The sequence below is a fragment of the Mesorhizobium sp. P2_F7 genome (assembly GCF_056403695.1).
In genome coordinates, this window is sequence record NZ_JBFUFA010000002.1 from 248,267 (window position 1) to 273,265 (window position 24,999).

Annotated in this window: 18 protein-coding genes; 10 read left to right on the top strand and 8 right to left on the bottom strand. The window is 64.1% G+C overall.

What is annotated here, in order from left to right:
* The first annotated feature begins 78 nt into the window (after positions 1-78).
* Positions 79-1,347: a class I SAM-dependent methyltransferase gene (locus AC1DZ8_RS06460; protein WP_477400538.1), complete on the top strand. Its 1,269-nt coding sequence runs from the start codon at positions 79-81 to the stop codon at positions 1,345-1,347.
* A gap of 57 nt (positions 1,348-1,404) precedes the next feature.
* Here the strand turns inward: AC1DZ8_RS06460 and AC1DZ8_RS06465 are convergent, their stop codons facing one another.
* Both AC1DZ8_RS06465 and acs read right to left on the bottom strand, forming a co-directional pair.
* Positions 1,405-2,142, bottom strand: coding sequence for an MOSC domain-containing protein (locus AC1DZ8_RS06465; protein ID WP_477309167.1), 738 nt, complete (start codon positions 2,140-2,142; stop codon positions 1,405-1,407).
* An 8-nt stretch (positions 2,143-2,150) separates the two neighbouring features.
* Positions 2,151-4,106: an acetate--CoA ligase gene (acs, locus tag AC1DZ8_RS06470; RefSeq protein ID WP_477309169.1), complete on the bottom strand. Its 1,956-nt coding sequence runs from the start codon at positions 4,104-4,106 to the stop codon at positions 2,151-2,153.
* A 302-nt stretch (positions 4,107-4,408) separates the two neighbouring features.
* Between acs and AC1DZ8_RS06475 the strand changes: the two genes are divergently transcribed.
* On the top strand, positions 4,409-4,681 hold the full coding sequence (locus AC1DZ8_RS06475) for an usg protein (protein WP_477309171.1): 273 nt from the start codon (positions 4,409-4,411) through the stop codon (positions 4,679-4,681).
* 278 nt (positions 4,682-4,959) lie between these two features.
* On the opposite strand, the gene AC1DZ8_RS06480 is transcribed toward AC1DZ8_RS06475, so the two are convergent.
* The 3 genes from AC1DZ8_RS06480 to AC1DZ8_RS06490 form a co-directional block, all read right to left on the bottom strand.
* Positions 4,960-5,994 carry an aldo/keto reductase gene (locus tag AC1DZ8_RS06480; RefSeq protein ID WP_477309173.1) on the bottom strand — a complete coding sequence of 345 codons (1,035 nt, stop codon included), beginning with the start codon at positions 5,992-5,994 and terminating at the stop codon, positions 4,960-4,962.
* Between the two features lie 44 nt (positions 5,995-6,038).
* Positions 6,039-7,328: an SGNH/GDSL hydrolase family protein gene (locus AC1DZ8_RS06485; RefSeq protein ID WP_477309175.1), complete on the bottom strand. Its 1,290-nt coding sequence runs from the start codon at positions 7,326-7,328 to the stop codon at positions 6,039-6,041.
* 65 nt (positions 7,329-7,393) lie between these two features.
* Positions 7,394-8,587 carry an MFS transporter gene (locus AC1DZ8_RS06490; RefSeq protein WP_477309177.1) on the bottom strand — a complete coding sequence of 398 codons (1,194 nt, stop codon included), beginning with the start codon at positions 8,585-8,587 and terminating at the stop codon, positions 7,394-7,396.
* A 125-nt stretch (positions 8,588-8,712) separates the two neighbouring features.
* Here AC1DZ8_RS06490 and AC1DZ8_RS06495 point away from each other — a divergent pair, with 125 nt between their 5' ends.
* Positions 8,713-9,621 (top strand): LysR family transcriptional regulator, encoded by a 909-nt coding sequence (locus tag AC1DZ8_RS06495; protein WP_477309179.1) that lies wholly within the window; start codon positions 8,713-8,715, stop codon positions 9,619-9,621.
* A gap of 54 nt (positions 9,622-9,675) precedes the next feature.
* On the opposite strand, the gene AC1DZ8_RS06500 is transcribed toward AC1DZ8_RS06495, so the two are convergent.
* Entirely contained in the window at positions 9,676-10,725 is a 1,050-nt protein-coding gene (locus tag AC1DZ8_RS06500) for an aldo/keto reductase (RefSeq protein WP_477400541.1), read from the bottom strand.
* 110 nt (positions 10,726-10,835) lie between these two features.
* A complete protein-coding gene (locus tag AC1DZ8_RS06505) occupies positions 10,836-11,498 on the bottom strand; it encodes a YggS family pyridoxal phosphate-dependent enzyme (RefSeq protein WP_477309183.1) in 663 nt (220 codons plus the stop codon).
* Between the two features lie 148 nt (positions 11,499-11,646).
* On the opposite strand from AC1DZ8_RS06505, the gene leuS reads away from it, so the two are divergent.
* The 3 genes from leuS to AC1DZ8_RS06520 all read left to right on the top strand — a co-directional run bounded on the left by leuS (position 11,647) and on the right by AC1DZ8_RS06520 (position 17,829).
* Complete coding sequence (gene leuS, locus AC1DZ8_RS06510) at positions 11,647-14,274, top strand: leucine--tRNA ligase (protein WP_477309185.1); 2,628 nt, start codon at positions 11,647-11,649, stop codon at positions 14,272-14,274.
* Positions 14,261-14,839 (top strand): LPS assembly lipoprotein LptE, encoded by a 579-nt coding sequence (lptE, locus tag AC1DZ8_RS06515; protein WP_477309187.1) that lies wholly within the window; start codon positions 14,261-14,263, stop codon positions 14,837-14,839. The genes leuS and lptE overlap by 14 nt, the downstream gene beginning before the upstream one ends.
* A 458-nt stretch (positions 14,840-15,297) precedes the next feature.
* Complete coding sequence (locus tag AC1DZ8_RS06520; RefSeq protein WP_477309189.1) at positions 15,298-17,829, top strand: DNA translocase FtsK; 2,532 nt, start codon at positions 15,298-15,300, stop codon at positions 17,827-17,829.
* Between the two features lie 78 nt (positions 17,830-17,907).
* Here AC1DZ8_RS06520 and fsa read toward each other — a convergent pair whose 3' ends face one another.
* A complete protein-coding gene (gene fsa / locus AC1DZ8_RS06525) occupies positions 17,908-18,564 on the bottom strand; it encodes a fructose-6-phosphate aldolase (protein ID WP_477286363.1) in 657 nt (218 codons plus the stop codon).
* Between the two features lie 91 nt (positions 18,565-18,655).
* On the opposite strand from fsa, the gene AC1DZ8_RS06530 reads away from it, so the two are divergent.
* The 4 genes from AC1DZ8_RS06530 (at position 18,656) to AC1DZ8_RS06545 (ending at position 24,998) form a co-directional block, all read left to right on the top strand.
* On the top strand, positions 18,656-20,839 hold the full coding sequence (locus tag AC1DZ8_RS06530) for a primosomal protein N' (RefSeq protein WP_477311069.1): 2,184 nt from the start codon (positions 18,656-18,658) through the stop codon (positions 20,837-20,839).
* Between the two features lie 227 nt (positions 20,840-21,066).
* A complete protein-coding gene (locus tag AC1DZ8_RS06535; protein ID WP_477400544.1) occupies positions 21,067-23,325 on the top strand; it encodes a TonB-dependent receptor in 2,259 nt (752 codons plus the stop codon).
* A gap of 9 nt (positions 23,326-23,334) precedes the next feature.
* A complete protein-coding gene (locus tag AC1DZ8_RS06540) occupies positions 23,335-23,715 on the top strand; it encodes a hypothetical protein (protein WP_477311073.1) in 381 nt (126 codons plus the stop codon).
* Positions 23,712-24,998 (top strand): RhtX/FptX family siderophore transporter, encoded by a 1,287-nt coding sequence (locus tag AC1DZ8_RS06545; RefSeq protein ID WP_477311075.1) that lies wholly within the window; start codon positions 23,712-23,714, stop codon positions 24,996-24,998. The genes AC1DZ8_RS06540 and AC1DZ8_RS06545 overlap by 4 nt, the downstream gene beginning before the upstream one ends.
* Position 24,999: the final 1 nt, after the last annotated feature.

A 24,999-nucleotide genomic window follows, 5' to 3' on the forward strand; every position in this document is an offset into this window, starting at 1 on the left:
GCTTTCCCGCGCCGGGTTGCGAACGGACGCCGGGGCGGGCAAACTCCCGCTGGGGGGACCAGCATTCGGAGGAATGGCATGGAGGCAGCGGAAAAGGCCGCGCGCATCGTGCGAACGGTGATCGAAACGCTGAAGCCGGGTTTTGCAGTCAGGCTGTGGACCGGCGAGCGCATCGGTCCCGCCACCGGGCCGGTGCTCACCATCAACGACCAGGACATTGTCTGGCAGGTGGTGAAGCGGCCGTCCTTGTCGACGCTGATCGAGATGTGGATTTCCAAGACGATTGACATCGAAGACGGGACGATTTTCGATTTCTACGCCCTGCCGTCGCAAGGCAAGCTCAGGACCAAGATCAAGTCGCTGCCGAAGCTGGCGATCCTGCGCGACCTGCCGGCGGTGCTGTTGTCACGCAAGCAGATGAGTGCGCGCACCGATCTGTCGGGGCGCAATCCCTATGTCAGCGGCTCGAGCCAGGAAGCGATCCAGCACCACTACGACATTTCGAATGCATTCTACCGGCTCTTCCTCGATGAGCGCATGGTCTACAGCTGCGGCTATTTCAAGGATTTCGCCAATGGCATCGACCAGGCGCAGGCCGACAAGCTCGACCATATCTGCCGCAAGCTGCGGCTGAAGCCGGGTGAAAAGCTGCTCGACATCGGCTGCGGCTGGGGTGCGATGCTGATCCATGCGGCGAAGAATTACGGCGTCATCGGCCATGGCGTCTCGCTGTCGCAGGCGCAGACCGACCTTGCCCGTGAGCGCATCCGCGCGGAAGGACTGGAAGGCCGCATCACCATCGAGATCAAGTCCTATGCGGAGCTTACCGGTTCCTTCGACAAGATATCGTCGATCGGCATGTTCGAGCATCTCGGCCTCGCCAACCACGCCACCTATTTCAAGACCGTCCATCGGCTGCTCAAGCCGGGCGGCATCTATCTGCACCACGCCATCACAAGGCGCAGCAAGGGCGATTTGAAAAAGACCTTGCGCAAGGGGCCGGAGTTCAAGGCGCTGCTCAAATACATTTTCCCCGGCGGCGAACTCGACACAATCGGCATGACGCTCGGCAATTTCGAGGCGCATGGCTTCCTCGTCTACGACGTCGAGAATTTGCGCGAACACTACGCGCGCACTTGCCGGCTGTGGGCCGAGCGGCTGCAGGCCCGTTTCGACGAGGCGGTCGCCGAAGTCGGCGAGGCCAAGGCGCGGCTGTGGCTGCTCTATCTCACCGGCTGCTCGATCACCTTCGAGCGCGCCTCGGCGCAGATTTTTCAGACCGTCGTCACCAAACGCGCGCGCGGCCCGAGCGGCCTGCCGCCGACACGTGCGGATTTGTATCGGTAGCGGGGCCGGTTTCGGTCAATCGCCAAGGTCTGCGGTTCGCCACCTCTCGTAGAGGCGCTACACGAACCGCATCGGCGCGCCGATCTCGACGCTGGCTGGCCTGTCCACCGTGCAATAGACGCCGAGATTATGGGCGTTGTGGCGGACCAGGTTGCGCAGGATGCCGGGGTCGTGGTCGAAGCCGTCCTGGGAGATGATGGTGAAGCCGCAGCGGCGGCACGGTGCCGAGATGGTCACCAGCAGGTCGCCGATGGCGAGCTTGCGGCCGATCCATTCGGTCTCGGGAAACGAACCTTCGACCGCCGCCATGTCGACGACGATGTTGGGGCGGAAGCGGCGCGGGTCGAGCGTGCCTTCCGGGTGCAAAGCCTTCAGCCGCGCCAGCGATGCGGTGGTCAAGAGATGGATCGGCGCCTTGCGGTAGCGCTCGGCGGTCAGCGGGCCGGAATAGCCGGGCGCGGTTTCCTGGCTGAACGGCCGGATCGAGGCGGCGAAGCCGAGATAGGCCGAGACGGCGTTGTCGCATTCCGCGCCAGGTGCTGCCAGCCAGTCGCCGTCTGGAATGGCGATCTCAAGCTTCCGGTCGTCCCTCAGCCTTGTGTGGATGCGCGGCACCTTGTGCCATTTCGCATCGCGATCCGGCCGCGCGATCTCGTTGTCGGAGAGATCGACGAGACCGAACAGGCGGTCGCCGTCGATGGTTTCAAGGCCGACCGAAATGGCGTCCCGGCGCTCGCCGGCAAGCGAACTTGCGGGGTAACGCCAGAGCTCCGTGACTGCGCCCAGTGCAGCCATCAAATGCGTCAGCCCTTCCTGTTCTGGCGGTTGGCGATCAGGTCGTCGACGACGGCCGGATCGGCCAGCGTCGAGGTGTCGCCGAGTGCGCCAAAATCGTCCTCGGCGATCTTGCGCAGGATGCGGCGCATGATCTTGCCCGAGCGCGTCTTCGGCAAGCCAGGGGCGAACTGGAGCTTGTCGGGCGACGCGATGGCGCCGATCTCCTTGCGGACATGGGCGACCAGTTCCTTGCGCAGTTCCTCGCTCGGTTCCACCCCTTTCATCAAGGTGACGTAGCTGTAGATGCCCTGGCCCTTGATGTCGTGGGGATAGCCGACGACTGCGGCCTCGGAAACCTTGTCATGGCTGACCAGCGCCGATTCGACTTCCGCCGTGCCCATGCGGTGGCCGGAAACATTGATGACGTCGTCGACACGGCCAGTGATCCAGTAATAGCCGTCGGCGTCGCGGCGGCAGCCGTCACCGGTGAAGTACTTTCCCTTGTAGGTGGAAAAATAGGTCTGCACGAAGCGGTCATGATCGCCATAGACGGTGCGCATCTGGCCGGGCCAGGAATCGGTGATGCAGAGATTGCCGTCGGCGGCACCCTCCAGCACCTTGCCCTCGCCGTCGACCAGCTGCGGCTTGACGCCGAAGAAGGGCCGCGTCGCCGAACCCGCCTTGAGGTCGGTGGCGCCGGGCAATGGCGTGATCAGGATGCCGCCGGTCTCGGTCTGCCACCAGGTGTCGACGATCGGCACCTTGCCGTTGCCGACGACGTTGAAATACCACTGCCAGGCTTCCGGATTGATCGGCTCGCCGACCGAGCCCAGCACGCGCAGCGATTTGCGCGATGTCTTCTTCACCGGCTCGTCGCCGGCGCCCATCAGTGCGCGCAGTGCGGTGGGCGCGGTGTAGAAGATGTTGACCTTGTGCTTGTCGATTACCTCCCAGAAGCGCGACTGCGAGGGATAGTTCGGCACGCCCTCGAACATCAGCGTGGTGGCGCCGTTGGCCAGCGGCCCGTAGACGATGTAGCTGTGGCCGGTGACCCAGCCGACATCGGCGGTGCACCAGTAGATATCGCCGTCATGGTAGTCGAAGACATATTGGTGGGTCATCGAGGCGTAGACGAGATAGCCGGCGGTGGTGTGCAGCACGCCCTTCGGCTTGCCGGTCGAGCCGGAGGTGTAGAGGATGAACAGCGGATCCTCGGCCTTCATCTTCTCCGGCTTGCAGTCGCCCTTCACGGTGGCGATCTCGTCATGGTACCATACGTCGCGGCCCTGGACCCATCCGGTCTTGCCGCCGGTGCGGCGCACGACAACCACTTTTTCGACCTTGGTGCCGGCCTTGGCCGCGATCTCGACCGCCTTGTCGGTGTTTTCCTTCAGCGGGATCGGCTTGCCGCCGCGCAGGCCCTCATCGGCGGTGATGACGAAGGTCGACTTGCAGTCGTCGATGCGGCCGGCCAGCGCGTCCGGCGAAAAGCCGCCGAAGACGATCGAGTGGATGGCGCCGATGCGCGTGCAGGCCAGCATCGCATAGGCCGCTTCCGGGATCATCGGCATGTAGATGGTGACGCGGTCGCCCTTCTTGACGCCGTGCTTCTTCATCACGTTGGCCAGCCGGCAGACGTGCTCGTAAAGCTCGTTGTAGGTGACCTTCTTGTCGTCGTAGGGATTGTCGCCTTCCCAGATGATGGCAGTCTGGTTGCCCCGCTTCTTCAGATGGCGGTCGATGCAGTTGTAGGAGACGTTGGTCTCGCCGTCCTCGAACCATTTGATCGAAACCTTACCGTCGAAGGAGGTGTTCTTGACCTTGCTGAACGGCTTGAACCAGTCGATGCGCTTGCCGTGCTTGCCCCAGAACTTGTCCGGATTTTTCACGCTGTCGGCATACCATCTCAGGTAGGTGTCGTTGTCGATCAGCGCGTTCTTCTTCCACGCCGGTTGGACGCGGTGGACATGGACCTCGGACATTTCTGGCATTCCTCCCGAACCGTTCCGCTGGCTTGGCGCCAACGGTTTCGCGGCGACGCAGCCGCGAATTCGGCGGCATTATTACCAGTTCCGCGCTGACGGCAACATTAGACGTTGGATTCGCGCGGCGGGATGCCGCAGCCGTGGATTCGGCGGCTGTCAGCACTCTGCCAAGGTCGCTGCTAACTGCATGTTTTAGCGTAGAAAATGCCCGCGACGATCAAAAAAAATCAATAGACAGTTAAGCAAGTGAGCGCAGAATCCAACATTGGGAGGAAAGGAGATCGACGCAGGGGGCTGCAATGCGTGACCATGCCGAAATGGACTTGATGCTCAAAGGCTATGGGCTGACCACGGCCAAGATTCTCTACCACTTCCCCGATCACCCGCACCTGCTGCAGAGCTTCATCTGGCAGGACTACGATCTGGCGCCGACGTTTCCGGTGCTGATCAAATTCATCGAGTTCTGGCGGGCCAAGCTCGACGGGCCGCTGCATTCGGTCAGCTACACCCACCAGAAGCTGATCGCGCCGAATGAGTGGCGGAAGGTCGATGGGGAGTTTGTGCTGCACTGAGCGGCGCGCAGACGTTTTGACGGACTGCGTGACGTATCGCATGCCTTGGTGGTTAGCGGAAATGCGCTCATCGCTTCGTCATCCTCGGGCTTGACCCGAGGATCCATGCCGCGACTTCAAGGCGTTGCTACGGTCCAGAATTCTGCTCCGCTGCACTCCACGGCCAAGGTCACGGAATGGATCCCAGGGTCTCCGCGACGGAGCTGCGCTCCTGCTTCGCCCTAGGATGACGACGTTGGGGAAGCCTCAGCCAACCTCGAACGTTTGCGCCGGTACGCTCACACCGCCGGCGGGTTAAGCCGCGCAAAACCTTCCTGGCGGCGGTAGGGGAAGTACGGGTAGGGTGCGGTGACTTCGCTTGCCGCGTCGAGTTTCTTCACCTGCTCCGGCGTCAGCGCCCAGCCGATAGCGCCGAGGTTCTGGCGCAGCTGTTCCTCGTTGCGGGCGCCGATGATGACCGATGACACGGTCGGGCGCTGCAGCAGCCAGTTGATGGCGATCTGCGGAACGGTCTTGCCGGTCTCTTCGGCCACGGCGTCGAGCGCGTCCATGACCCGGTAGAGATGCTCGTCGTCGACCGGCGGACCGAAATCGGCGGTGTCGTGCAGCCGGCTCTTTTCCGGCAGCGGCTGGCCGCGGCGGATCTTGCCGGTCAGGCGGCCCCAGCCGAGCGGGCTCCACACCAGCGCGCCGACTCCCTGGTCGAGGCCGAGCGGCATCAGCTCCCATTCATAGTCGCGGCCGACCAGCGAATAGTAGACCTGGTGCGCGGCGTAGCGCGGGTAGCCATGCCTGTCGGCTTCAGCCAGCGACTTCATCACTTGCCAGCCGGAGAAGTTGGAGACGCCGGCATAGCGCAGCTTGCCTGAGCGCACGAGGTCGTCCAGCGTCGACAGTACTTCCTCGACCGGCGTGCCGGCGTCGAAGGCGTGCAACTGCAACAGGTCGATGTAATCGGTGCCCATGCGCTCCAAGGAGGCGTCCACGGCCTTGATCAGGCGCGAGCGCGACGAACCGTAATCGGCCGGCCCGTCGCCCATCGGCAAGGACGTCTTTGTCGAGATCAGCACCGCATCGCGGCGACCCTTGATGGCTTCGCCGAGTACCTCTTCGGAAGCGCCGTTCGAATAGACATCGGCCGTGTCGAACAGGTTGACGCCGGCTTCCAGGCAGATGTCGATCAACCGCCGCGCCTCCTTGGCATCGCTATTGCCCCAGGCGCCGAACAGCGGGCCGGAGCCGCCGAAGGTGCCGGCGCCGAAGGAGAGTGCCGGGACCTTGAGGCCCGATGCGCCGAGACGTCGATAATCCATTTGTTTGTCCTTTCAGATACGAGCCGAAGCAGTGGATGCGTCGCTCAGTTTTTGACCAGTGTGGCAAGGTCGATGGCGTCGGCCATGGTCTGGTTTCCCTTGTCGCCTGGATGCAGGTGGTCGCCGGAATCGAATTCGGGCAGCAGGCGTGTCGGATGCGCCGGATCGCGCAGCAGGAGGTCGAAATCGACCACGGCATCGAAGGCGCCGCTGGTGCGGATCCAGTCGTTGACTTTCTGGCGCAGCGCATCCTTTTCCGGCGTGTAGTAGGCATCAAGCGGCGTCCCGCTCAGCGCGCCTTCGAAGGGCGTCAATGTGGCGCCGACAATGCTAAGATTGTGGGCGTGGGCCTGGGCGGCGAGCTGCAGATAGCCGCTTGTCAAGGTTTCGAAGGTGGGCAGCGATTTTTCCTGCACGAAGGGCGTACCTGGCCAGCTGATGTCGTTAATGCCGATGAGCAGGATCACCGCCTTGGCGCCGGGCTGGGCCAGGACATCGCGGTCGAAGCGGGCGGATGCCTTCTCGCCCATGGCGTCGTCCAGCAGCCTTGCGCCGGATATGCCGGCGTTGAGCACCGCTACCTGTTTCGGCGCGAGGCGCGCGGCCAGGAAATCGGGCCAGCGGTTGTCCGCATCCAAAGTGGCGCCATTGCCGTCGGTGATCGAATCGCCGATGGCGATGACGGCGCCGTCATTTGCCGGGGCGTCGACCAGGATTTCGCTGAGCAGGATACGTGCATCGGTAGTCTGTGTCGCCGCGAATGTGTCCGAAGCCGTCTGGTTGCCGTCGCCGACATAGGCGGTCGCCTTGCCGTCCCAATGGAAGGTGGCGAGCGGCGTTTCCTGCGGCAGATAGACCGACACCGAAAGCCGGCTCAAGGCATCGAGCGGCAGGTCCACCGGGTCGCTGATCAAAGATGTGCCCGGCGCGATTGCGGCCTTGGCCCGTCCGCCAAAGGTGAGCGCGCGATCGGTGCCGGAGAGGATTTTCGACCCCTCGCCGGCGATCGCCAGGCGGGCCTCGCCGATCTGGACCGGCGTGGCGGCATACTCGTTCGACAGGACGACACGGACTTTCTCGCCACCAAGGCTGATCCGGACGGTCTGGCGAATGGTCTGGTTCTCAAGCTGCGGCGGTATCTTCACCGGCAAGGCAAAATCGGCGCCCCATGTCGATTGCGGACTGGCCAGCCAGGTGCCAACCCACGCCTGCCTTTCGCCGGCTATCGCCGAATCGACCATCAGCGACGCCGCCAAAGCGAGCGGCACGAGCTTCAAATGTCTGACCGCATTGGCAAGGATGGCGTAGCGAACCGGATCTCTGCTGTTGGGCACAACGGTCTCTCCTGTTGGGTTCGTGTCTTGGCTTCTGTCGGGGCAGGGATGTTTCGAAGCCGCGGTCACTCCGCGGCGCTTGGGCAGACTGCGACCGGCGCGGATCGCTCGCTGTTTCTGTCGAGACGCAGCGCCAGGGCGGCGACGCCGAGTGCTGCGACCGGCAGCAAAGCGGCGATCCAGGTCAGCGAGCCGAGGCCGAGACCATGGGCAATCACTGCGCCGCCGAGCCAGGCGCCGGCGGCATTGCCGAGGTTGAAGGCGGCAATGTTGAAGGACGAGGCGAGGCTCTGGCCCGCACCTTGCGCCTTCTCCAGCACCCACATCTGCAGCGGCGCCACAGTGGCGAAGGCGGCAGCACCGAGCAGGCCGACATAGATCACCGCCAGAACCTGGCTGTGGACGGCGAAAGTCATGGTTGCCAGCACCAACGCCAGCACGACGAGGCTGCCGAGCACAGCCGGCACCAGCCAGCGATCGGCAACCTTGCCGCCAAGCAGATTGCCGGCGATCAGACCGCCGCCGAAGACGAGCAGGATCGGCGACACGGCGGCTTCCTTGAAGCCGGTGATCTCGGTGAGCAGCGGGGCAATGTAGGTGAAGACGGCGAAGACGCCGGCATAGCCGAGCACGGTTGTGGCAAGGCCGAGCAGCACCGGCGTGCGGCGCAGCACGGCGAGATCGGCGCGCAGGTTGGTCTTTTCGGGCGCTTCCTTGCTGCGCGGAACCAGAAGCAGGATGACGGCGAAAGCTGCCAGACCGACCAGGGTCACAGCCCAGAAGGTGGCGCGCCAGCCGAAGGCCTGGCCGAGCCAGGTGCCGAACGGCACGCCGAGAATGTTGGCGATGGTCAGGCCAGTGAACATCAGCGCGATCGCCGAAGCCTTCTTGTTGGGCGCAACCAGGCCGGTGGCGACCACCGAGCCGACGCCGAAGAAGGTGCCATGGGCAAAGGCGGTGATGATGCGGGCGCCCATCAGCGTCCAGTAATCAGGGGCGATCGCACAGGCGAGATTGCCAAGCGTGAAGATCGCCATCAGCGCCAAAAGCACGGTCTTGCGCGGCCAGTTGCCGGTGGCGATGGTCAAAAGCGGCGCGCCGATGACGACGCCCAGCGCATAGCCGGAAATGAGCTGGCCGGCGGCCGAGATCGAGACGCCGAGATCTTTGCTGACATCGATCAGCAGGCCCATGATGACGAATTCGGTGACGCCGATGCCGAAGGCGCCGGCGGCAAGAGCATAAAGAGCGAGAGGCATGGCGGTTTCCAGTTCCAAGACGATGAGCGCCTTGTCCAATCCGCGCCCCGATCCGAAAGATCGTGTTGCCATGCCTTGTGAACCAGACTTGCCTTAGGCATATTTCCTGTGAAATAGATTCACAGATGGCCAGACCCGACATCAACCGCTCCGGCGAGATCGAAGTGTTCGTGCGCGTCGTCGAGGCGGGCAGCTTTTCGGCCGCCGCACGCGCGCTGCGCATGACGCCGTCGGCGGTGAGCAAATTGATCGCGCGGCTGGAGGCGCGGCTCGGCGCGCGGCTGGTCAGCCGCTCGACGCGCAAGCTGCAGCTGACGCCGGAAGGGACGGCCTTCTATGACAGCGGGGTGCGCATCCTGGCCGACATGGCGGCGGCCGAGCGCGAGGCCGCCGTGGGTGCGGCGCCGCGCGGACGGCTGCGGGTCAACAGCTACGTGCCTTTCGGCGTGCACCGGCTGATCCCGCTGCTGCCGCGCTTCCTCGAACGATACGCAGAGATTTCGGTCGATCTGGTGCTGACCGACAGCGTCATCGACCTGATGCAGGAGCGCGCCGATGTCGCCATCCGCGCCGGTCCGCTCGGCGAATCGCGGCTGGTGGCGCGCAAGCTCGGGCAATGCCGGATGGCGGTCGTTGCCGCACCGTCCTACCTAGCCACTCATGGGACGCCGCTGACACCAGCTGATCTCGACAAGCACAATCGCATGGCTTTCGGCTTTGTCCGGCATGTCGACGGCTGGCAGTTTGTCGACGCAGCCGGCAACGCCATCATGGTTCCCATCACGGGAAACACGATGGTCGGCGATGGCGAGTCGATGCGGCTGATGGCGGTTGGCGGCGCCGGCATCGCCAGGCTGGCGCACTGGCATGTGGCCGATGATGTTGCGGCGGGCCGGCTGGTGGCGCTGCTGGAGGATTTCAATCCCGGCGACGAGGAGCCGACCCACGCCGTCTATGTCGGCCAGGGCCGGCATTTGCCGGCCAGGGTGCGGGCCTTTCTCGACTTTCTGGTTGAGAGTGTGCGGATGACCTGAAAAGACATTGGGGAGCCGAATGGCTCCCCAAGCATCAGATCGACAGTGGTTGAATTACTTCTTCGGCGTGAACGGCGCCGGGCGGCGGCCGGCGCCCTGGCGTTCCAGCATCCAGCCGGGATATTCGGCCGGCAGTGCGCTAACCTCGTCCAGTTTGGCGAGATCGTCGGCGTCGAGCTTCACCTCGGCGGCGGCAAGGTTCTGTTCCAGCTGCTCCATGCGGCTGGCGCCGATGATGACGCTCATGACGAACGGCTTGGCCAGGACATAGCCGAGCGCGACGGTAGCGACGCTGACATCGTGCTTCCTGGCGATCTCACGCATGACGGCGACCGCCGCCCAGGCGCGGTCCTCATTGACCGGCGGGAAGTTGAAGGCGGCACGGCGGCCTTCGCCATTGCCCGGCGCGCCGGGGCCGTATTTGCCCGACAGCAGGCCGCCGGCCATCGGCGACCAGACCATCAGGCCGAGTTTTTCCTCATTGATCAGCGGCACGATCTCGCGCTCGAGGTCGCGGCCGGCGATCGAATAATAGGACTGGATGGTCTCGAGACGGGAGAAGCCCTTGCGCTCGGCAGTGCCCAGCGCCTTGGCGATGCGCCAGGCCTGCCAATTGGAAACGCCGACATAACGCACCTTGCCGCTGGCAACGAGATCGTCCAGCGCCCGCAGCGTCTCGTCGATCGGCGTCACCGTGTCGGTGCCGTGCAGTTGGTAGAGATCGATATGGTCGAGCTGCAGCCGCTCCAGACTGCCTTCGACCGAATCCATGATGTGGCCGCGCGACGAGCCGCGCTCGTTCGGACCCTGACCCATGGCGCCATGCACCTTGGTGGCGATGATGACGTCCGAGCGCTTGACGCCGAGATCCTTGAGCGACTGGCCGAGCAGGCGCTCGGACTGGCCGAAGGAATAGACGTCGGCGGTGTCGAAGAAATTGACGCCGGCGGCGATGGAATGGGCAACGATGTCGTTGACGCCCTTCTGGTCGAGGCTGGCGATGAGGCCCCATTGAGCATTCTCGCCGGCGGCGCCGAAGGTCATGGTGCCAAGGCACAGTTCGGAGACGAACATCCCCGTATTTCCGAGTTGATTGTAGCGCATGGGTGCGGCTCCAGCAGAATTGTGATGACGCCAAGCAAATAGGAACGGTACGTTTCGTTTCCAGTCGTGGCGCAACGGAGCGGCTGGACTGGTCCAACCGTCCGTTTGGCTTACCGACTGCCGAAGATCGCCGAGCCGACGCGGACGCTGGTGGCGCCGAAGGCGATGGCGGTCTCGTAATCGCCGGACATGCCCATCGACAGTTTTGCCACGCCGGCCTCCTTGCTGAGCTTTTCCAGCAGGGCGAAATGCGGACCGGGATTTTCGTCCGCCGGCGGGATGCACATCAGGCCTTCGATGGTCAGCCCATGGACATTGCGGCAACGAGCAACGAAGGCGACGGCGTCGCGCGGCTCGATGCCGGCCTTTTGCGGCTCGGAGCCGGTGTTGACCTGAACGTAGAGCTTCGGTGCCCGGCCCTGTCTGGCGATCTCCTTGGCGAGCTCGGCGGCGATCTTCTCGCGGTCGACCGTCTCGATGACGTCGGCGAGCGCAACGGCTTCCTTCGCCTTGTTCGACTGCAGCGGGCCGATCAGATGCAGCTTGATGTCGGGGAATTCCGCTTTCAGCGCCGGCCATTTGGCTTGCGCCTCCTGCACACGGTTTTCGCCGAAGACGCGCTGGCCGGCCTCGATGACCGGGCGGATGGCGTCGGCTTCAAAAGTCTTCGACACGGCCACCAGGGTCACCGAACCGGCGTCGCGGCCGGCCTCGCGCTCGGCAGCGGCGATCCTCGTCTTGACGGCGAAAAACTGTTCGACGGCGCTGGCCATGCCTATATCCTGCCTGTCTTTAATCGTCCTCGCCGGCTCGCCGCAGTTGACGGGTCCGGCAATCCATGGTGAACACCGCGACGACATTTACCTTGGCAACCGGGCCTTGTCCGGCGGTCTGCGCCTGCTTTTAAGTGAAAATCATCCGATGGCAACCGAACGATACAATCCACGCGCGTCAGAGCCCAAATGGCAGAAGGCCTGGGCCGAAAAGAAGCTGTTCGAAGCGCAGAACGACGACCCGAAGCCGAAATACTACGTGCTGGAAATGTTCCCCTATCCCTCGGGGAAGATCCATATCGGCCACACCCGCAACTATACGATGGGCGACGTGGTGGCGCGCTACAAGCGGGCCAAGGGTTTCAACGTGCTGCACCCGATGGGCTGGGACGCCTTCGGCATGCCCGCCGAAAATGCGGCGATGCAGAACAAGGTCCATCCCAAGGAATGGACCTACGCCAACATCGCCGCCATGCGCGAGCAGCTCAAGATGATGGGCCTGTCGCTGGACTGGTCGCGCGAATTCGCCACCTGCGACGTAGACTATTACCACCGCCAGCAGATGCTGTTCCTCGATTTCGTCGAGAAGGGGCTGGTGACGCGCAAGTCCTCCAAGGTCAATTGGGACCCGGAGGACATGACCGTGCTCGCCAACGAGCAGGTCATCGACGGGCGCGGCTGGCGCTCCGGCGCGTTGGTCGAACAGCGCGAGCTGACGCAGTGGTTCTTCAAGATCACCGATTACGCGCAGGACCTGCTGGATTCGCTGAACGGTCTCGGCGAGTGGCCGGAAAAGGTCAAGCTGATGCAGCAGAACTGGATCGGCCGCTCGGAAGGGTTGCTGATCCGTTGGCCGCTGGCAGCACCGGTTGGCGACACGAAAGAGCTGGAAGTCTACACGACCAGGCCCGACACCATCTTCGGCGCGTCGTTCATGGCGGTTGCCGCGGACCATCCGCTGGCCAGGAAGGCTGCGGAGACCAATGTCGAGCTGGCGAAGTTCATCGACGAGGTCCGCCATATGGGCACCTCGGTGGCCGCACTGGAGACCGCCGAGAAGAAAGGCTTCGACACCGGCATCCGCGTCGTCCATCCCTTCGACGACTCGTGGACGCTGCCGGTCTATGTCGCCAATTTCGTTTTGATGGAATACGGTACCGGCGCCATTTTCGGCTGCCCGTCGGGCGACCAGCGCGACCTCGACTTCGCCAACAAATACGGCCTGCCGGTGATCCCGGTGGTGATGCCGGAAGGCGCTGACGCCAAGGTCTTCCAGATCACCGAAGAGGCCTATGTCGACGATGGCGTGATGATCAATTCGCGCTTCCTCGACGGCATGAAGCCGGAGCGGGCGTTCGATGAAGTGGCGAAGCTGCTGGAGCAGAAGACGATCGGCGGGCGGCCGATGGCTGAGCGCAAGGTGAACTTCCGCCTGCGCGACTGGGGCATTTCGCGCCAGCGCTACTGGGGCTGCCCGATCCCGATGATCCATTGCGAGGATTGCGGCGTGGTTCCGGTGCCGAAGGCCGACCTGCCGGTCAAGCTGCCCGACGACATCGAGTTCGACCGTCCCGGCAATCCGCTCGACCGTCATCCGACCTGGCGGCATGTGAAGTGCCCGCAATGCGGCAAGGATGCGCGGCGCGAGACCGACACAATGGACACGTTCGTCGATTCGTCCTGGTATTTCGCGCGCTTCACCGCGCCCTGGGCCAATGAGCCGACCGAGCCGAAGGCTGCCGATGACTGGCTGGCGGTCGACCAGTATATTGGCGGCATCGAGCACGCGATCCTGCATCTGCTCTATTCGCGTTTCTTCACCCGCGCCATGCGCGAGACCGGGCATCTCGACCTGGCCGAGCCGTTCAAGGGCCTGTTCACGCAAGGCATGGTGGTGCACGAGACCTACCGTGTCGGCGGCGCCTCGACCAATGGTCGCTGGCTGTCGCCGGCTGAGGTCAGGATCGAGGATGCCGGCGGCAAGCGCCGCGCCATCGAGATCGCCACCGGCGAAGAGGCGGCGATCGGCTCACTCGAAAAGATGTCGAAATCGAAGAAGAACACGGTGAGCCCGGAAGACATCACCGACGGCTACGGCGCCGACACCGCGCGCTGGTTCATGCTGTCGGACTCACCGCCCGAGCGCGACGTCGAATGGACCGACGATGGCGCCGCCGGCGCGCATCGCTTCATCCAGCGCATCTGGCGCCTGGTGTCGATCGCCGCCGAGACGCTGGACGACGTCAAGCCGCAAGCGGCGAAGGAGGGCGAGGCCGGTGTCGTTTCCAAGGCCGCGCACAAGATCCTGAAGGCCATCGGCGAGGACATCGAAAAGCTCGGCTTCAACCGCGCCATCGCCCGCATCTACGAACTGGCCAATGCCTTGACCACGCCGCTCAACGACGTTGCCGAGGGCAAGGCCGATGCGGCGCTCAAAGGTGCCTGCCGCGAGGCGGTGGAAATCCTGGTGCATGTGGTCGCGCCGGTGATGCCGCATCTGGCGGAAGAGTGCTGGCACACGCTGAGCGGCGCCGATCTGGTCGCCGAACGGCCGTGGCCGGTCTACGATCCGGCGCTGGTCGTCGACAACGAGGTTGTGCTGCCGGTCCAGGTCAACGGCAAGATGCGTGGCTATTTGACAATTGCCCGCGACGCGGACCAAGGTGCGGTCGAAAAAGCGGTTCTGGCTCTCGACTTCGTGCAGAAAGCGCTGGAAGGTAAGGCGCCCCGCAAGGTGATCATCGTGCCGCAGAGGATCGTCAATGTCGTTACCTGATCTGGAAAAGACGACGCGTTTGCTGCGCCGCGCCGCGCTTTACAGCATGGTCGCCTCGATGGCGCTGGTTTCAGCCTGCACCGTGCGTCCGCTCTATTCGAGCGCGCCGCTGACGTCCGGCTCGACGCTCAGCGCGTCGGCGGAACTCGCCTCGATCGCGGTCAAGCCGGTCAAGACCCGCTACGCCCAGCAGGTCCGCAACAATCTGATCTTTGCCTTTGGCCAGGGCGCCGGCGAGCCGCCGGCACCGGTCTACATGCTCGATCTCGGCGTCACGGAGCTGGTGGAATCGGCGGCGCAAGTGCAGATTCAGACCGACGAGGACGAGCCGACCGCAGGCACGGTGACGCTGACCGCAAACTATGTGCTGACAGACGCCAAGACCGGCGCGGTCATCGCCACCGGTAAACGCTCGATCCCGTCGTCCTTCGACAAGCCGACGCAGGAGTTCGCTTCCTACCGGGCGCAGATCGACGCCGAGAACCGCGCTGCGCGCGAACTGGCTGAAATCGTAAGCCTGTCGGTCGCCCAGGATCTGGTCAAGCACGGCAAAAAGGCTGGCTAGCGCCGCTTTCGGTTCACGGGAAACGCCATCTCGATTTTAAAGCGCGTCGCGCTGAAACGGATTCATGCGACGCGCTTTAAGTCTTTGTTTGATGCATGTCGTTCTCTAAAACCGGAACCACTTTTGAGCGACATGCATTAGAGCATTTCACCGTTTCACAGAAACGGCGAACTACTCTAACTCTTTGTTTTTCGCAATTCCGGACCGAAAACCGCAGACACTTTTCCTGGAATTGCTTTAGTGCCCGGCCCGCTTCGCGATGGCCGAGGGTTCTTCCTTTTGACCCGACGGATGTGGATGAGAGGATGATCGTGGGATGACGATCGTCGGCTCGAATCCGACCCGCGCACCGTCGCCATGAAAGATATATTTCGGCCGCTCCAAAAGCGCTGACGGGAAGCAACTGTTAACCACTCGCTCCCTATTGCTCAGCAGACATTTCAGAGTGAGTCTTGAGAATGGAATCCAAGCGTTTTCCTCGGGTCAATTCATTGAAGTCAGCTTCGCCCGATGGCCCCGAGGGGAAGCGTTCAAACGGCATCAGCGGCAAGGTGGATGGCCGGCATGCCGGCCCGAGCAGGGCCGGCAATCTTCCGCCACCTGTTGATCTCGGCGGCAATGAAAGCCCTGCCTGGCAGGATTATTTCTTCCTGGCGCCCAATGTGCGGTTCACGCGCACGCCGGACTATGAAGCCAGCACACGCCGCCACACCTCGCGCGAGCAGGGGGATGCCGGGCAGAACGAGCAACCGGCGCAGCCGGCGCCGCAAGCAACCGCATGGTCGATCGCGCCGTCGCATCCGGCTTTGCCCGCGCCGACGAGCGATCGCAATCCTGCCCTGGACGCCGCTCGGCCACCCGCCGGCAGCGCGGCCCATACCCAGGGCAACTCAAGGCAGCCTGCCTCGCCCGATCATCCCGGTGACAGGGCAAGGGCGGGGACGGCCGCCGCGGCACGCACATCTGCAGCGCCCGCCCAGGGAACGGCGGCATCGGTCCCCTCACAAAGCCGCGGGAATGCGCGCTGGCCCTATCTGTCGGATCACGTCTTCTTCGAACTCATGGCGCCCTACATGATCGAGAGCCCGTTGCCGGCTCCGCAGGCGGTTCCGCGTCCGGCCGCACCCGTTGCCGGCCCACGGGTCGACAGCCTTGCCGTGACGGCGGCCGATCCCACCGCATTGTTCCGTGTCATCGACTGCCTTCCAGGCCTGCAGGCTCCGTCCGCTGCGCCAGAGGTCCGTCCGGCCAACTCGAAACAAGCCGCGGCTCAGCCCGCGGCGAGCAGCACGCCGCAGCGCGCCCGGGCGGCAGTCGCGGTTCCCACCGCTCCGGCGCGGGTCGGGCAAGGCGCGGAAGAGACCGTACAGGCTCCGGCCATGCGCGTGTCGGCGCCGCTGCCCATGGCGGGCAAGATCGTGCCCGCCACGGCCGATAGGGCATACGAACTCCCCCCGGAAGAGTTGCTGCAGCAGCCGCCGGAAGGGCAAGGCTTCTACATGTCGCAGGAGCGGCTCGAGCAGAATGCCGACCTCCTGGAAAGTGTGCTCGAGGATTTCGGCGTGCGCGGCGAAATCATCCATGTGCGTCCAGGTCCGGTCGTCACCCTCTATGAATTCGAGCCGGCGCCGGGCGTCAAATCGTCCCGCGTCATCGGGCTTGCCGACGATATAGCGCGTTCCATGTCGGCGGTTTCGGCACGCGTCGCCGTCGTGCCCGGCCGAAACGTCATCGGCATCGAGCTTCCGAACGAGACTCGCGAGACCGTCTATTTCCGCGAGCTGATCGAATCGCAGGGTTTTCGCAAGACCAGTTGCAAGCTGGCGCTTTGCCTCGGCAAGACGATCGGCGGCGAACCCGTCATCGCCGAACTGGCAAAAATGCCGCATCTGCTGGTCGCCGGTACCACCGGCTCCGGCAAGTCGGTCGCCATCAACACCATGATCCTGTCGCTGCTCTATCGGCTGAAGCCGGAAGAATGCCGGCTGATCATGGTCGATCCCAAGATGCTCGAGCTCTCCGTCTATGACGGCATCCCGCATCTTCTGACCCCCGTCGTCACCGACCCCAAGAAGGCGGTTACCGCGCTCAAATGGGCGGTGCGCGAGATGGAGGACCGCTATCGCAAGATGGCACGGCTCGGCGTGCGCAATATCGACGGCTACAATGAGCGCGCCGCCCAAGCCCGCGACAAGGGCGAGGCAGTCGTCATGACGGTGCAGGCGGGCTTCGAAAAGGGCACCGGGGAGCCGTTGTTCGAGCAGCAGGAAATCGACCTTGCGCCGATGCCCTACATCGTCGTCATCGTCGACGAGATGGCCGACCTGATGATGGTCGCGGGCAAGGAGATCGAAGGCGCGATCCAGCGCCTGGCACAGATGGCCCGCGCCGCCGGCATCCATCTGATCATGGCCACGCAACGTCCCTCGGTCGATGTCATCACCGGCACGATCAAGGCGAACTTCCCGACCCGCATCTCCTTCCAGGTCACGTCCAAGATCGACAGCCGCACTATTCTGGGCGAGCAGGGTGCCGAGCAACTGCTCGGCCAGGGCGACATGCTGCACATGATGGGCGGCGGGCGTATTTCGCGTGTTCACGGCCCCTTTGTCTCCGACGCGGAGGTCGAACATGTCGTGGCGCATCTGAAGGCGCAGGGCCGCCCCGAATATCTGGAAACCGTGACGGCGGACGAGGATGAGGAAGAAATCGAAGACGACGAGGGCGCGGTCTTCGACAAGGGATCCATCGCGGCCGAGGACGGCGATTCCAGTTATGACGAAGCGGTCAAGGTGGTGGTGCGCGACAAGAAGTGCTCGACATCATACATCCAGCGCCGCCTTGGCATCGGCTACAACCGCGCCGCTTCCCTGGTCGAGCGTATGGAAAAGGAAGGCCTGGTCGGCGCACCCAACCATGTCGGCAAACGCGAGATAATCATGGGGCGGCGCCCGCCGGCGGCCGCGCCTGACGATAAGGGGACGGACTGATCGGCGAAGGGGCTTCTTCTGAAGCACAATAAAAAAGGTCGGTTTCCCGGCCTTTTTTATTGATATCCAAACCTGATCTCAGCCGATCTTCTGGCCGGTCTTGGCCCAGTCGGCGGCGAACTGATCCAGACCCTTGTCGGTCAGGGGGTGCTTGACCAGCGCCTTCAGCGTTGCCGCCGGCGCGGTCACGACATCGGCGCCGATCAGGGCTGCCTGCTTGACGTGGTTCACGGTGCGAACCGAGGCAACGAGGATCTCGGTGTCGAAATCATAATTGTCGTAGATCTGCCGGATCTCCTGGATCAGCTCCATGCCGTCGGCACCGGTATCGTCGACGCGGCCGACGAAGGGCGAGATGAAGGAGGCGCCGGCCTTGGCTGCCAGCAGCGCCTGGTTGGCCGAGAAGCACAGCGTCACATTGACCAAGCGGTTCATCTCGGTGCGGATCGTCCTGCAGGCGCGCAGGCCGTCCAGCGTCAGCGGCACCTTGATGCAGATATTGTCGGCGATCTTGGCCAGAATCTTGGCCTCTGCCATCATGTCCTTGTACTCGGACGCGACGACCTCGGCCGAAACCGGGCCCTTGACGATGTCGCAGATCTGCTTGGTGACTTCGGCGATCTTGCCGCCGGATTTCAGGATCAGCGAGGGATTGGTGGTGACGCCGTCGAGCAGCCCCAGGTCGTTCAGTTCCTTGATGTCCTTGATGTCAGCGGTGTCGACAAAAAATTTCATGGGGGGTCTCCTGAAAGATTTCCATGTGCATGCCATGCACATTCGGGGTTGCCCTTTGATCTAGACCAAAGTCGGGGCAAGGTCACGCCCGATGATCGAAGATTCGCCCTTTGTCGCAGCCGCGCCGGTGCTGGTGCCGATGCCGGCCGAACGGCCCTACACCTATGCGGTGCCTGCCGGCATGCGCGTGGTGCCGGGCTCGATCGTGCGCGTGCCGCTCGGTCCGCGCCAGGTTGCCGGCATCGTCTGGGACGGCGTGACCGAAAAGGTCGATGCCAAGAAATTGCGGCCGATCGAGCAGGTTTTCGACTGTCCGCCGATCGATCGCGGCATGCGCCGCTTCGTCGACTGGCTGGCGCAATACACGCTGTCGCCGCCCGGCATGGTGGCGCGCATGCTGCTCCGCGCGCCGGAGGCGTTCGATCCCGAACCATGGATCGAGGGCCTGCAGCGAACCCTTCTCATGCCCGACCGGATGACGGATGCGAGGACACGCGTGCTGGAGACGGCGGAAGGTGGCCTGGCCTGGACACGCTCCGGCCTGGCGCATGCCGCCGGTGTGTCGTCGACGGTGATCGAGGGGCTCAAGGCGCAAGGCGTGTTCGAGACAGTGATGATCCCGCCGCGTCCGGTGGTCGCAGCGCCCGATCCTTCCTACGCCCTGCCGGAGCTGATGCCCGACCAGGCCGATGCCGCCGCCATGCTGCGCGGCAATGTTGCGGCGGGCGCTTTCAACGTAACGCTGCTCGACGGCGTCACCGGATCGGGCAAGACGGAAGTCTATTTCGAAGCGGTGGCGGCGGCTCTCGACCAGGGCAAACAGGTGCTCATCCTTTTGCCGGAAATCGCGTTGACCCACGCTTTCCTCGAACGTTTCCAGCAGCGTTTCGGCGCCAAGCCGGCCGAATGGCATTCCGACCTGCCTCCCAGGATGCGCGAAAAGGTCTGGCGGCAAGTGGCGGAAGGCGGCGTTCGCGTCGTCGCCGGCGCGCGCTCGGCGCTGTTCCTGCCGTTCCGGGAGCTCGGCCTGATCGTCGTCGACGAAGAACACGACCCCGCCTACAAGCAGGAGGACCGCGTCTTCTACAATGCGCGCGACATGGCGGTGGTGCGCGGCCATATCAGCAGCTTTCCGGTGGTGCTGGCATCGGCGACACCATCGGTCGAAAGCCGGGTCAATGCACAACAGGGTCGTTACAGCAGGGCGGTGCTTTCGGCGCGCTTTGCCGAGGCCGCCCTTCCCGATCTGAAGACAATCGACATGCGGCGCGCACCGCCGGCGCGCGGCGGCTTCCTGTCGCCGCTGCTGATCGACCAGATGCGACACACGCTGGAGAGACAAGAACAGTCGCTGCTGTTCCTCAACCGGCGGGGCTATGCACCGCTGACGCTGTGCCGGGTCTGCGGCCACCGCTTCGGTTGCCCGGTCTGTTCGGCCTGGCTGGTCGAGCACCGCTTTCGCGGCCAGCTCGTCTGCCACCATTGCGGGCACAATGAGAAGCGGCCGGAGGCCTGTCCGGAATGCGGCACGCTCGACCATCTGGTGGCGTGCGGTCCCGGCGTCGAGCGCATTGCCGAGGAGGTCGTGGCGCATTTCCCGGACGCCCGCACCATCGTCTTGTCGTCCGACCTGATGGGCGGCGTGCGGCGGCTGCGGCTGGAGCTGGAGGCCATCGCCAATGGCGAGGCCGACATCGTCATCGGCACGCAGCTGGTGGCCAAGGGCCACAACTTCCCCAACATGACGCTGGTCGGCGTCGTCGATGCGGACCTCGGTCTCGCCAATGGCGATCCGCGCGCCGCCGAGCGTACTTTTCAGCTGCTCAGCCAGGTGACAGGGCGTGCCGGGCGCACCGGCAAGAAGAGCCTCGGCCTGCTGCAGACTTTTCAGCCGGACCATCCGGTTATGCGGGCGATCGTCTCGGGCGACGCCGAGGCGTTTTACGAGCGCGAGATCACCGAGCGCGAACGGGCCGCACTCCCACCCTTCGGTCGGCTCGCCGGCGTCATCGTCAGCGCGGTGACCCGGGCCGAGGCCGAGGGCCATGCGCGCGGCCTGCGCCGCGCCGCACCCCAGGCCAGCGACCTGTTCGTGCTTGGCCCGGCCGAGGCGCCGCTGTCGCTGCTCGGCGGGCGCCATCGCTTCCGCTTGCTGATCCAGGGCGAGCGGCGGGCCGACATGCAAGGCTTCATCCGCACCATGCTGGCTGAAGGGCCAAAGCAGCGCGGCTCTGTCCGCGTGCAGGTCGACATCGATCCGCAGAGCTTTTTGTAAGCACAAAGGCTGACGCCGAGGGCGGCGCCCCGGAGCCGTTTTGTCAAGAAAGCTCAGTGTCTTAGCATCCGCTAAAACGCGCGCGGCTGATGTATCCAACTCCCGTTTCGCTTGCTGACTAATCCTGATCAAAAAACTCATAAAATAAATGTTGACTCGTTTTATCATGAATTATAACTGGGCCTTTCCGCTCTGGCACTGGGGACCAGGGCATGGATGGGGGCAGCATGCGCAGATTTTACATTTCACTTCTTTGGTCATCGGCTTTGGGTTCGTCGATCCTGGCAGGCACGGCCTTTGCCCAGGAAGCCACCGCGACAGACAAGCAGGGAGCCACCGTGCTCGATCAGATACTCGTCACCGGCCGCAACGAACGGTCCATTTCCAGCGTTGCCCAGTCTGTCCAGGTCGTGGAACGGGAGCAGGTCGAGGAAGCCGCGCAGGAGAACATCGACGCCGCGACCCTGATCAGCCGCATCGTCCCCGGCTATGCGCCACGCAACCAGACCATTTCGGGCGCCTCGGAAACCTTCCGCGGCCGCAGCGTTCTCATCATGGTCGACGGCGTGCCGCGCAACACGCCGCTGCGTGACGTGTCACGCATCCTGTCGATGATCGACCTGAATTCGGTCGAGCGCATCGAGGTCATCAACGGCGCTTCCAGCCTCTACGGCGCCGGCGCCACCGGCGGCACGATCAACTTCATCACCAAGCGCGGCGACAGCGACAAGCCGAAGGTGACGGTGCGCACCGGCGTCACCGCCTTCACCGAAAATCCCGGCAAATCGGCCGGGCCCAGCACCAGCGTCTCGGTCGAGGGCAAGAAGGGCGATTTCGACTATTTCTTCTCCGCCTCCGGCGATCTGTCGCGCCGCACCTACGACGGCCACGGCAACGAGATGGCTTCGGATGCCATGCTTGGGCAAGGCGGCGGCGACCGCACCGGCACGGGCAATCTGTTCGGCGTGGCCGGCTACCAGTTCGACTCCAGGCGCTTCGAGGTCAGTGTCGACTGGACCTATGCCAACCAGAAGCCGGACTGGTTCACCGACTACACGACCAATCCCGTCTCCCCGGATTTCGGCGATCCCTATGAAGGCAAGCCGCTGAAGGAAGATTCCAAATACCTGACCGCCAAATACACCGACAGCGACTTCGCGCTCGGAAACCTCGAGGTCAAGGCGTTCTACAACGACATCTTCAAGCAGTCGCCCTTCACCAAATTCTCGGCCGTCAACAGCCAGGTCTATCTGCCGACAAACCCGACGCGGCCGGTGGTCCTGCCGCCGGGCACGGACCCGACGGCAGACTTCAACCAGACGGCGCTGCAGTCGCGGCGCAGCGGCGTCAACCTGACCGTCAACACGCCGATGGACTTCATCACCCAGGGCAGCACGCTGACCTGGGGCGCGGACTATGTATTCGACGCTACCGATCAGCAACTGACCAACGGCCAGGATGCCATCTCGCCCACGACCCAAAACTCGGTCGCCTTGTTTGCGCAGGGCGAAATTCCGGTGACGGATCGTTTCCGCATCAGCGGCGGCGCGCGCTACGACCAGTTCTACCTCAATGTCGAGGACTTCACCCGGCCTGCTGCCGCGGTCCTGCTTGGCCGCAACATTATCGGCCTGCCGGCGATCCGGGTGACCGGCGGCTCGTTCGACTACGACGCCGTCACCTTCAATGCCGGCGCCGTCTACGATGTGACCGAGAGGATGCAGCTCTTCGGCAATTTCTCGCAAGGCTACAGCCTGACCGACATTGGCGGCTTCACCCGCCGTGCAGGGTTGAACTCGAACGCCGAAACCTGCGACGCCTATGGCACGGCGATCCGGCCGCTGCTGCCTTGCACCAACGCGCCGGACTATGCGATCAGCTATGCCGATATCGCGCCCGAGCCGCAGCTGGTGAACACCTGGGAAGCCGGCCTGCGCGGCGACTGGGGCGACTATCGCGGCGGCGTCAGTACCTATCTGTCGACCTCCGACAACGGCGTCAGCTACGACATCGTCAACAACCGGGTGTCGCAGCAGAAGGAACGCATATGGGGCGTCGAGGCCAATCTCGAAGCCGACCTCAGCGGCATGTTCACGCTGGGCGGCTCGGTCGGCTATGTCGAAGGCAAATACGATGCGGATCGCGACGGCCACATCGAGGCCAACGAGTATTTGCCCAACAACCGCATCCCTTCAACCTACAAGGGCCTGGTCTATCTCACGACCCGTTTCGAGAACGAGCTGACCCTGCGCAGCGAGCTGGAGCTGTTTTCCGGGCGCGACCGTATCGCTACCCAGGAACTGGACGGCGCCGCGCTGGTCAATCTCGCCGTCTCGAAGAAGTTCGCCAATGAGAGCGTGCTGAACCTTGCCGTGCGCAACGTGTTCGACACCTACTACATCAACCCTTCGGCATCGGCGACTCGCGGTGCCGACGTTCCCGGTCTCGGGCGTTCGGTCGCGCTGTCCTACCAGATCACCTTCTGAGGGGCGGCGATGGCGGTGTCTCTCCAACGAAACGGTGCGCTGGTCTCGCTGCTGGCGGAAGCGCCCGCCGATCCGGCGGATGGCGGAGCCTATGTCGAGGCGCTCGGCCGCCTTTCGTTGGAACAAAAGCCGTTCGTGCTGCTGGTCGATATCGGCATCGACCTTGACTTGAGCGACGCCCAGCGCAAGGCGCAAAACCTCTGGTACAAGGCGGAGCGAGAGCAACTCGAAAAGGTCTGCCGCGCCTGCGCGCTGGTGCGCTCCGCCGTCGACGAGAACATGCAGCGCGTCTGGCAAAGCCTGTTCGGCTTTCCGGTGCTCGTCACCCGCAGCCGGGAGGAGGCCGACGCCTTCCTGAGCGGGCACGCGCCGAAGGAATATGCCAAATGAGCGGCGACGCAGACCGGCCGGAACCCGCCGGGCTTTCGCGCCTGCGGCTTTTCGTCGTTCTGGCCTGCCTCTACTTGGCGCAGGCCATCCCGAGCTATCTGTTTGCCGCGGCAATCCCGCCGATCCTGCGCGAGCAGGGGGTGTCGCGCACCGCCATCGGCATGATGGCGCTGCTGATGCTGCCGCTGGTGCTGAAATTCCTCTGGGCGCCGCTGGTCGACCGTTTTAGGCCGCTGGCTCGCGCGCATCGCGCCGGCTGGGTCATCATCACCCAGATCGGCGTCATCGCCGGCATCGCCGCCATGCTGTGGATCGAGCCGACCGATGCCGCCGGTATCTTCGCCGTCGGCCTTGTGGTCAGCCTGCTGATGTCGACGCAGGACATTGCCACCGACGGCTACGCGGCCAAGTATCTCGACCCGAAGGACAGGCCGATCGGCAATGCGATCCAGGGCGGTTCCGTCGCGCTCGGCGTCGTTCTCGGCGGCACGCTCGGCCTGTTGGCCTATCATCACGCCGGCTGGCAGACCATGGTGGCCATGGTGGCCGCACTGTCCGTCATCCCGCTGTTCGCCGCCTTCGCCATGCGCGAGATCGATCCTGTCGCGAGCGGCCCGCAGGCGGCCATCGACCGCCCCTCACTTCTGCGTTTCCTGCGCCGGCCCGAGGCGCGCCAGATCCTGTGGATCGCGCTCATCTATCGCGCCAGCGAAGGGCTGGTGAAGTCGATGGAAGGTTCTTATCTGGTCGATGCCGGTGTGCCGCTCGACATCATCGGTTATCTCTCGGGCGGCGCCGCGCTCACCGTCGGGCTCGGCGGCTCGGCGCTGGCGGCATGGCTGCTGCACAAGCGGGGTGCCGCTTCGGTGCTCGGCCTGCTCGGCGCGCTGCGCACCATCTGCTTCCTGATCTTCGCGCTGCATGCTTTCGGCGCTATTGCCGGCTTCTGGCCGATCTTCGGCGCTTCGTTCCTGCAGACACTGGTGCGCTATATGGAGATCGTCGCGCTCTACAGCCTGTTCATGGCTGTTACCTCGTCGGACCAGCCGGGCACCGACTTCACCATCCTGTCCTGCGCCCAGCTCATCGTCTACCTCGTCGGCTCCATGCTTGCCGGGCGCCTCGCCGACATGCTCGGCTACTCCGCGCTGTTCACCCTGGCGACAGTGCTGTCGGGCATCGCCGTGGTGGCGACCTATCGTATGCTCAACGCCCATTTTGCCGATGCCGCAAAAGCCCGGCCGGGCGCTCGGATGCAGCCGCTGCCGGAGGTCGCCGAATGAG

Bases quoted from the DNA above. Each gene is read 5' to 3' on its own strand.
- AC1DZ8_RS06490 (WP_477309177.1), bottom strand. From the start codon at position 8,587: ATGCCTCTCGCTCTTTATGCTCTTGCCGCCGGCGCCTTCGGCATCGGC.
- AC1DZ8_RS06495 (WP_477309179.1), top strand. From the start codon at position 8,713: ATGGCCAGACCCGACATCAACCGCTCCGGCGAGATCGAAGTGTTCGTG.
- AC1DZ8_RS06465 (WP_477309167.1), bottom strand. From the start codon at position 2,142: ATGGCTGCACTGGGCGCAGTCACGGAGCTCTGGCGTTACCCCGCAAGT.
- fsa (WP_477286363.1), bottom strand. From the start codon at position 18,564: ATGAAATTTTTTGTCGACACCGCTGACATCAAGGACATCAAGGAACTG.
- AC1DZ8_RS06535 (WP_477400544.1), top strand. From the start codon at position 21,067: ATGCGCAGATTTTACATTTCACTTCTTTGGTCATCGGCTTTGGGTTCG.
- AC1DZ8_RS06505 (WP_477309183.1), bottom strand. From the start codon at position 11,498: ATGGCCAGCGCCGTCGAACAGTTTTTCGCCGTCAAGACGAGGATCGCC.
- acs (WP_477309169.1), bottom strand. From the start codon at position 4,106: ATGTCCGAGGTCCATGTCCACCGCGTCCAACCGGCGTGGAAGAAGAAC.
- AC1DZ8_RS06475 (WP_477309171.1), top strand. From the start codon at position 4,409: ATGCGTGACCATGCCGAAATGGACTTGATGCTCAAAGGCTATGGGCTG.
- AC1DZ8_RS06500 (WP_477400541.1), bottom strand. From the start codon at position 10,725: ATGCGCTACAATCAACTCGGAAATACGGGGATGTTCGTCTCCGAACTG.
- AC1DZ8_RS06540 (WP_477311073.1), top strand. From the start codon at position 23,335: ATGGCGGTGTCTCTCCAACGAAACGGTGCGCTGGTCTCGCTGCTGGCG.
- AC1DZ8_RS06460 (WP_477400538.1), top strand. From the start codon at position 79: ATGGAGGCAGCGGAAAAGGCCGCGCGCATCGTGCGAACGGTGATCGAA.
- leuS (WP_477309185.1), top strand. From the start codon at position 11,647: ATGGCAACCGAACGATACAATCCACGCGCGTCAGAGCCCAAATGGCAG.
- AC1DZ8_RS06545 (WP_477311075.1), top strand. From the start codon at position 23,712: ATGAGCGGCGACGCAGACCGGCCGGAACCCGCCGGGCTTTCGCGCCTG.
- lptE (WP_477309187.1), top strand. From the start codon at position 14,261: ATGTCGTTACCTGATCTGGAAAAGACGACGCGTTTGCTGCGCCGCGCC.
- AC1DZ8_RS06530 (WP_477311069.1), top strand. From the start codon at position 18,656: ATGATCGAAGATTCGCCCTTTGTCGCAGCCGCGCCGGTGCTGGTGCCG.
- AC1DZ8_RS06480 (WP_477309173.1), bottom strand. From the start codon at position 5,994: ATGGATTATCGACGTCTCGGCGCATCGGGCCTCAAGGTCCCGGCACTC.
- AC1DZ8_RS06520 (WP_477309189.1), top strand. From the start codon at position 15,298: ATGGAATCCAAGCGTTTTCCTCGGGTCAATTCATTGAAGTCAGCTTCG.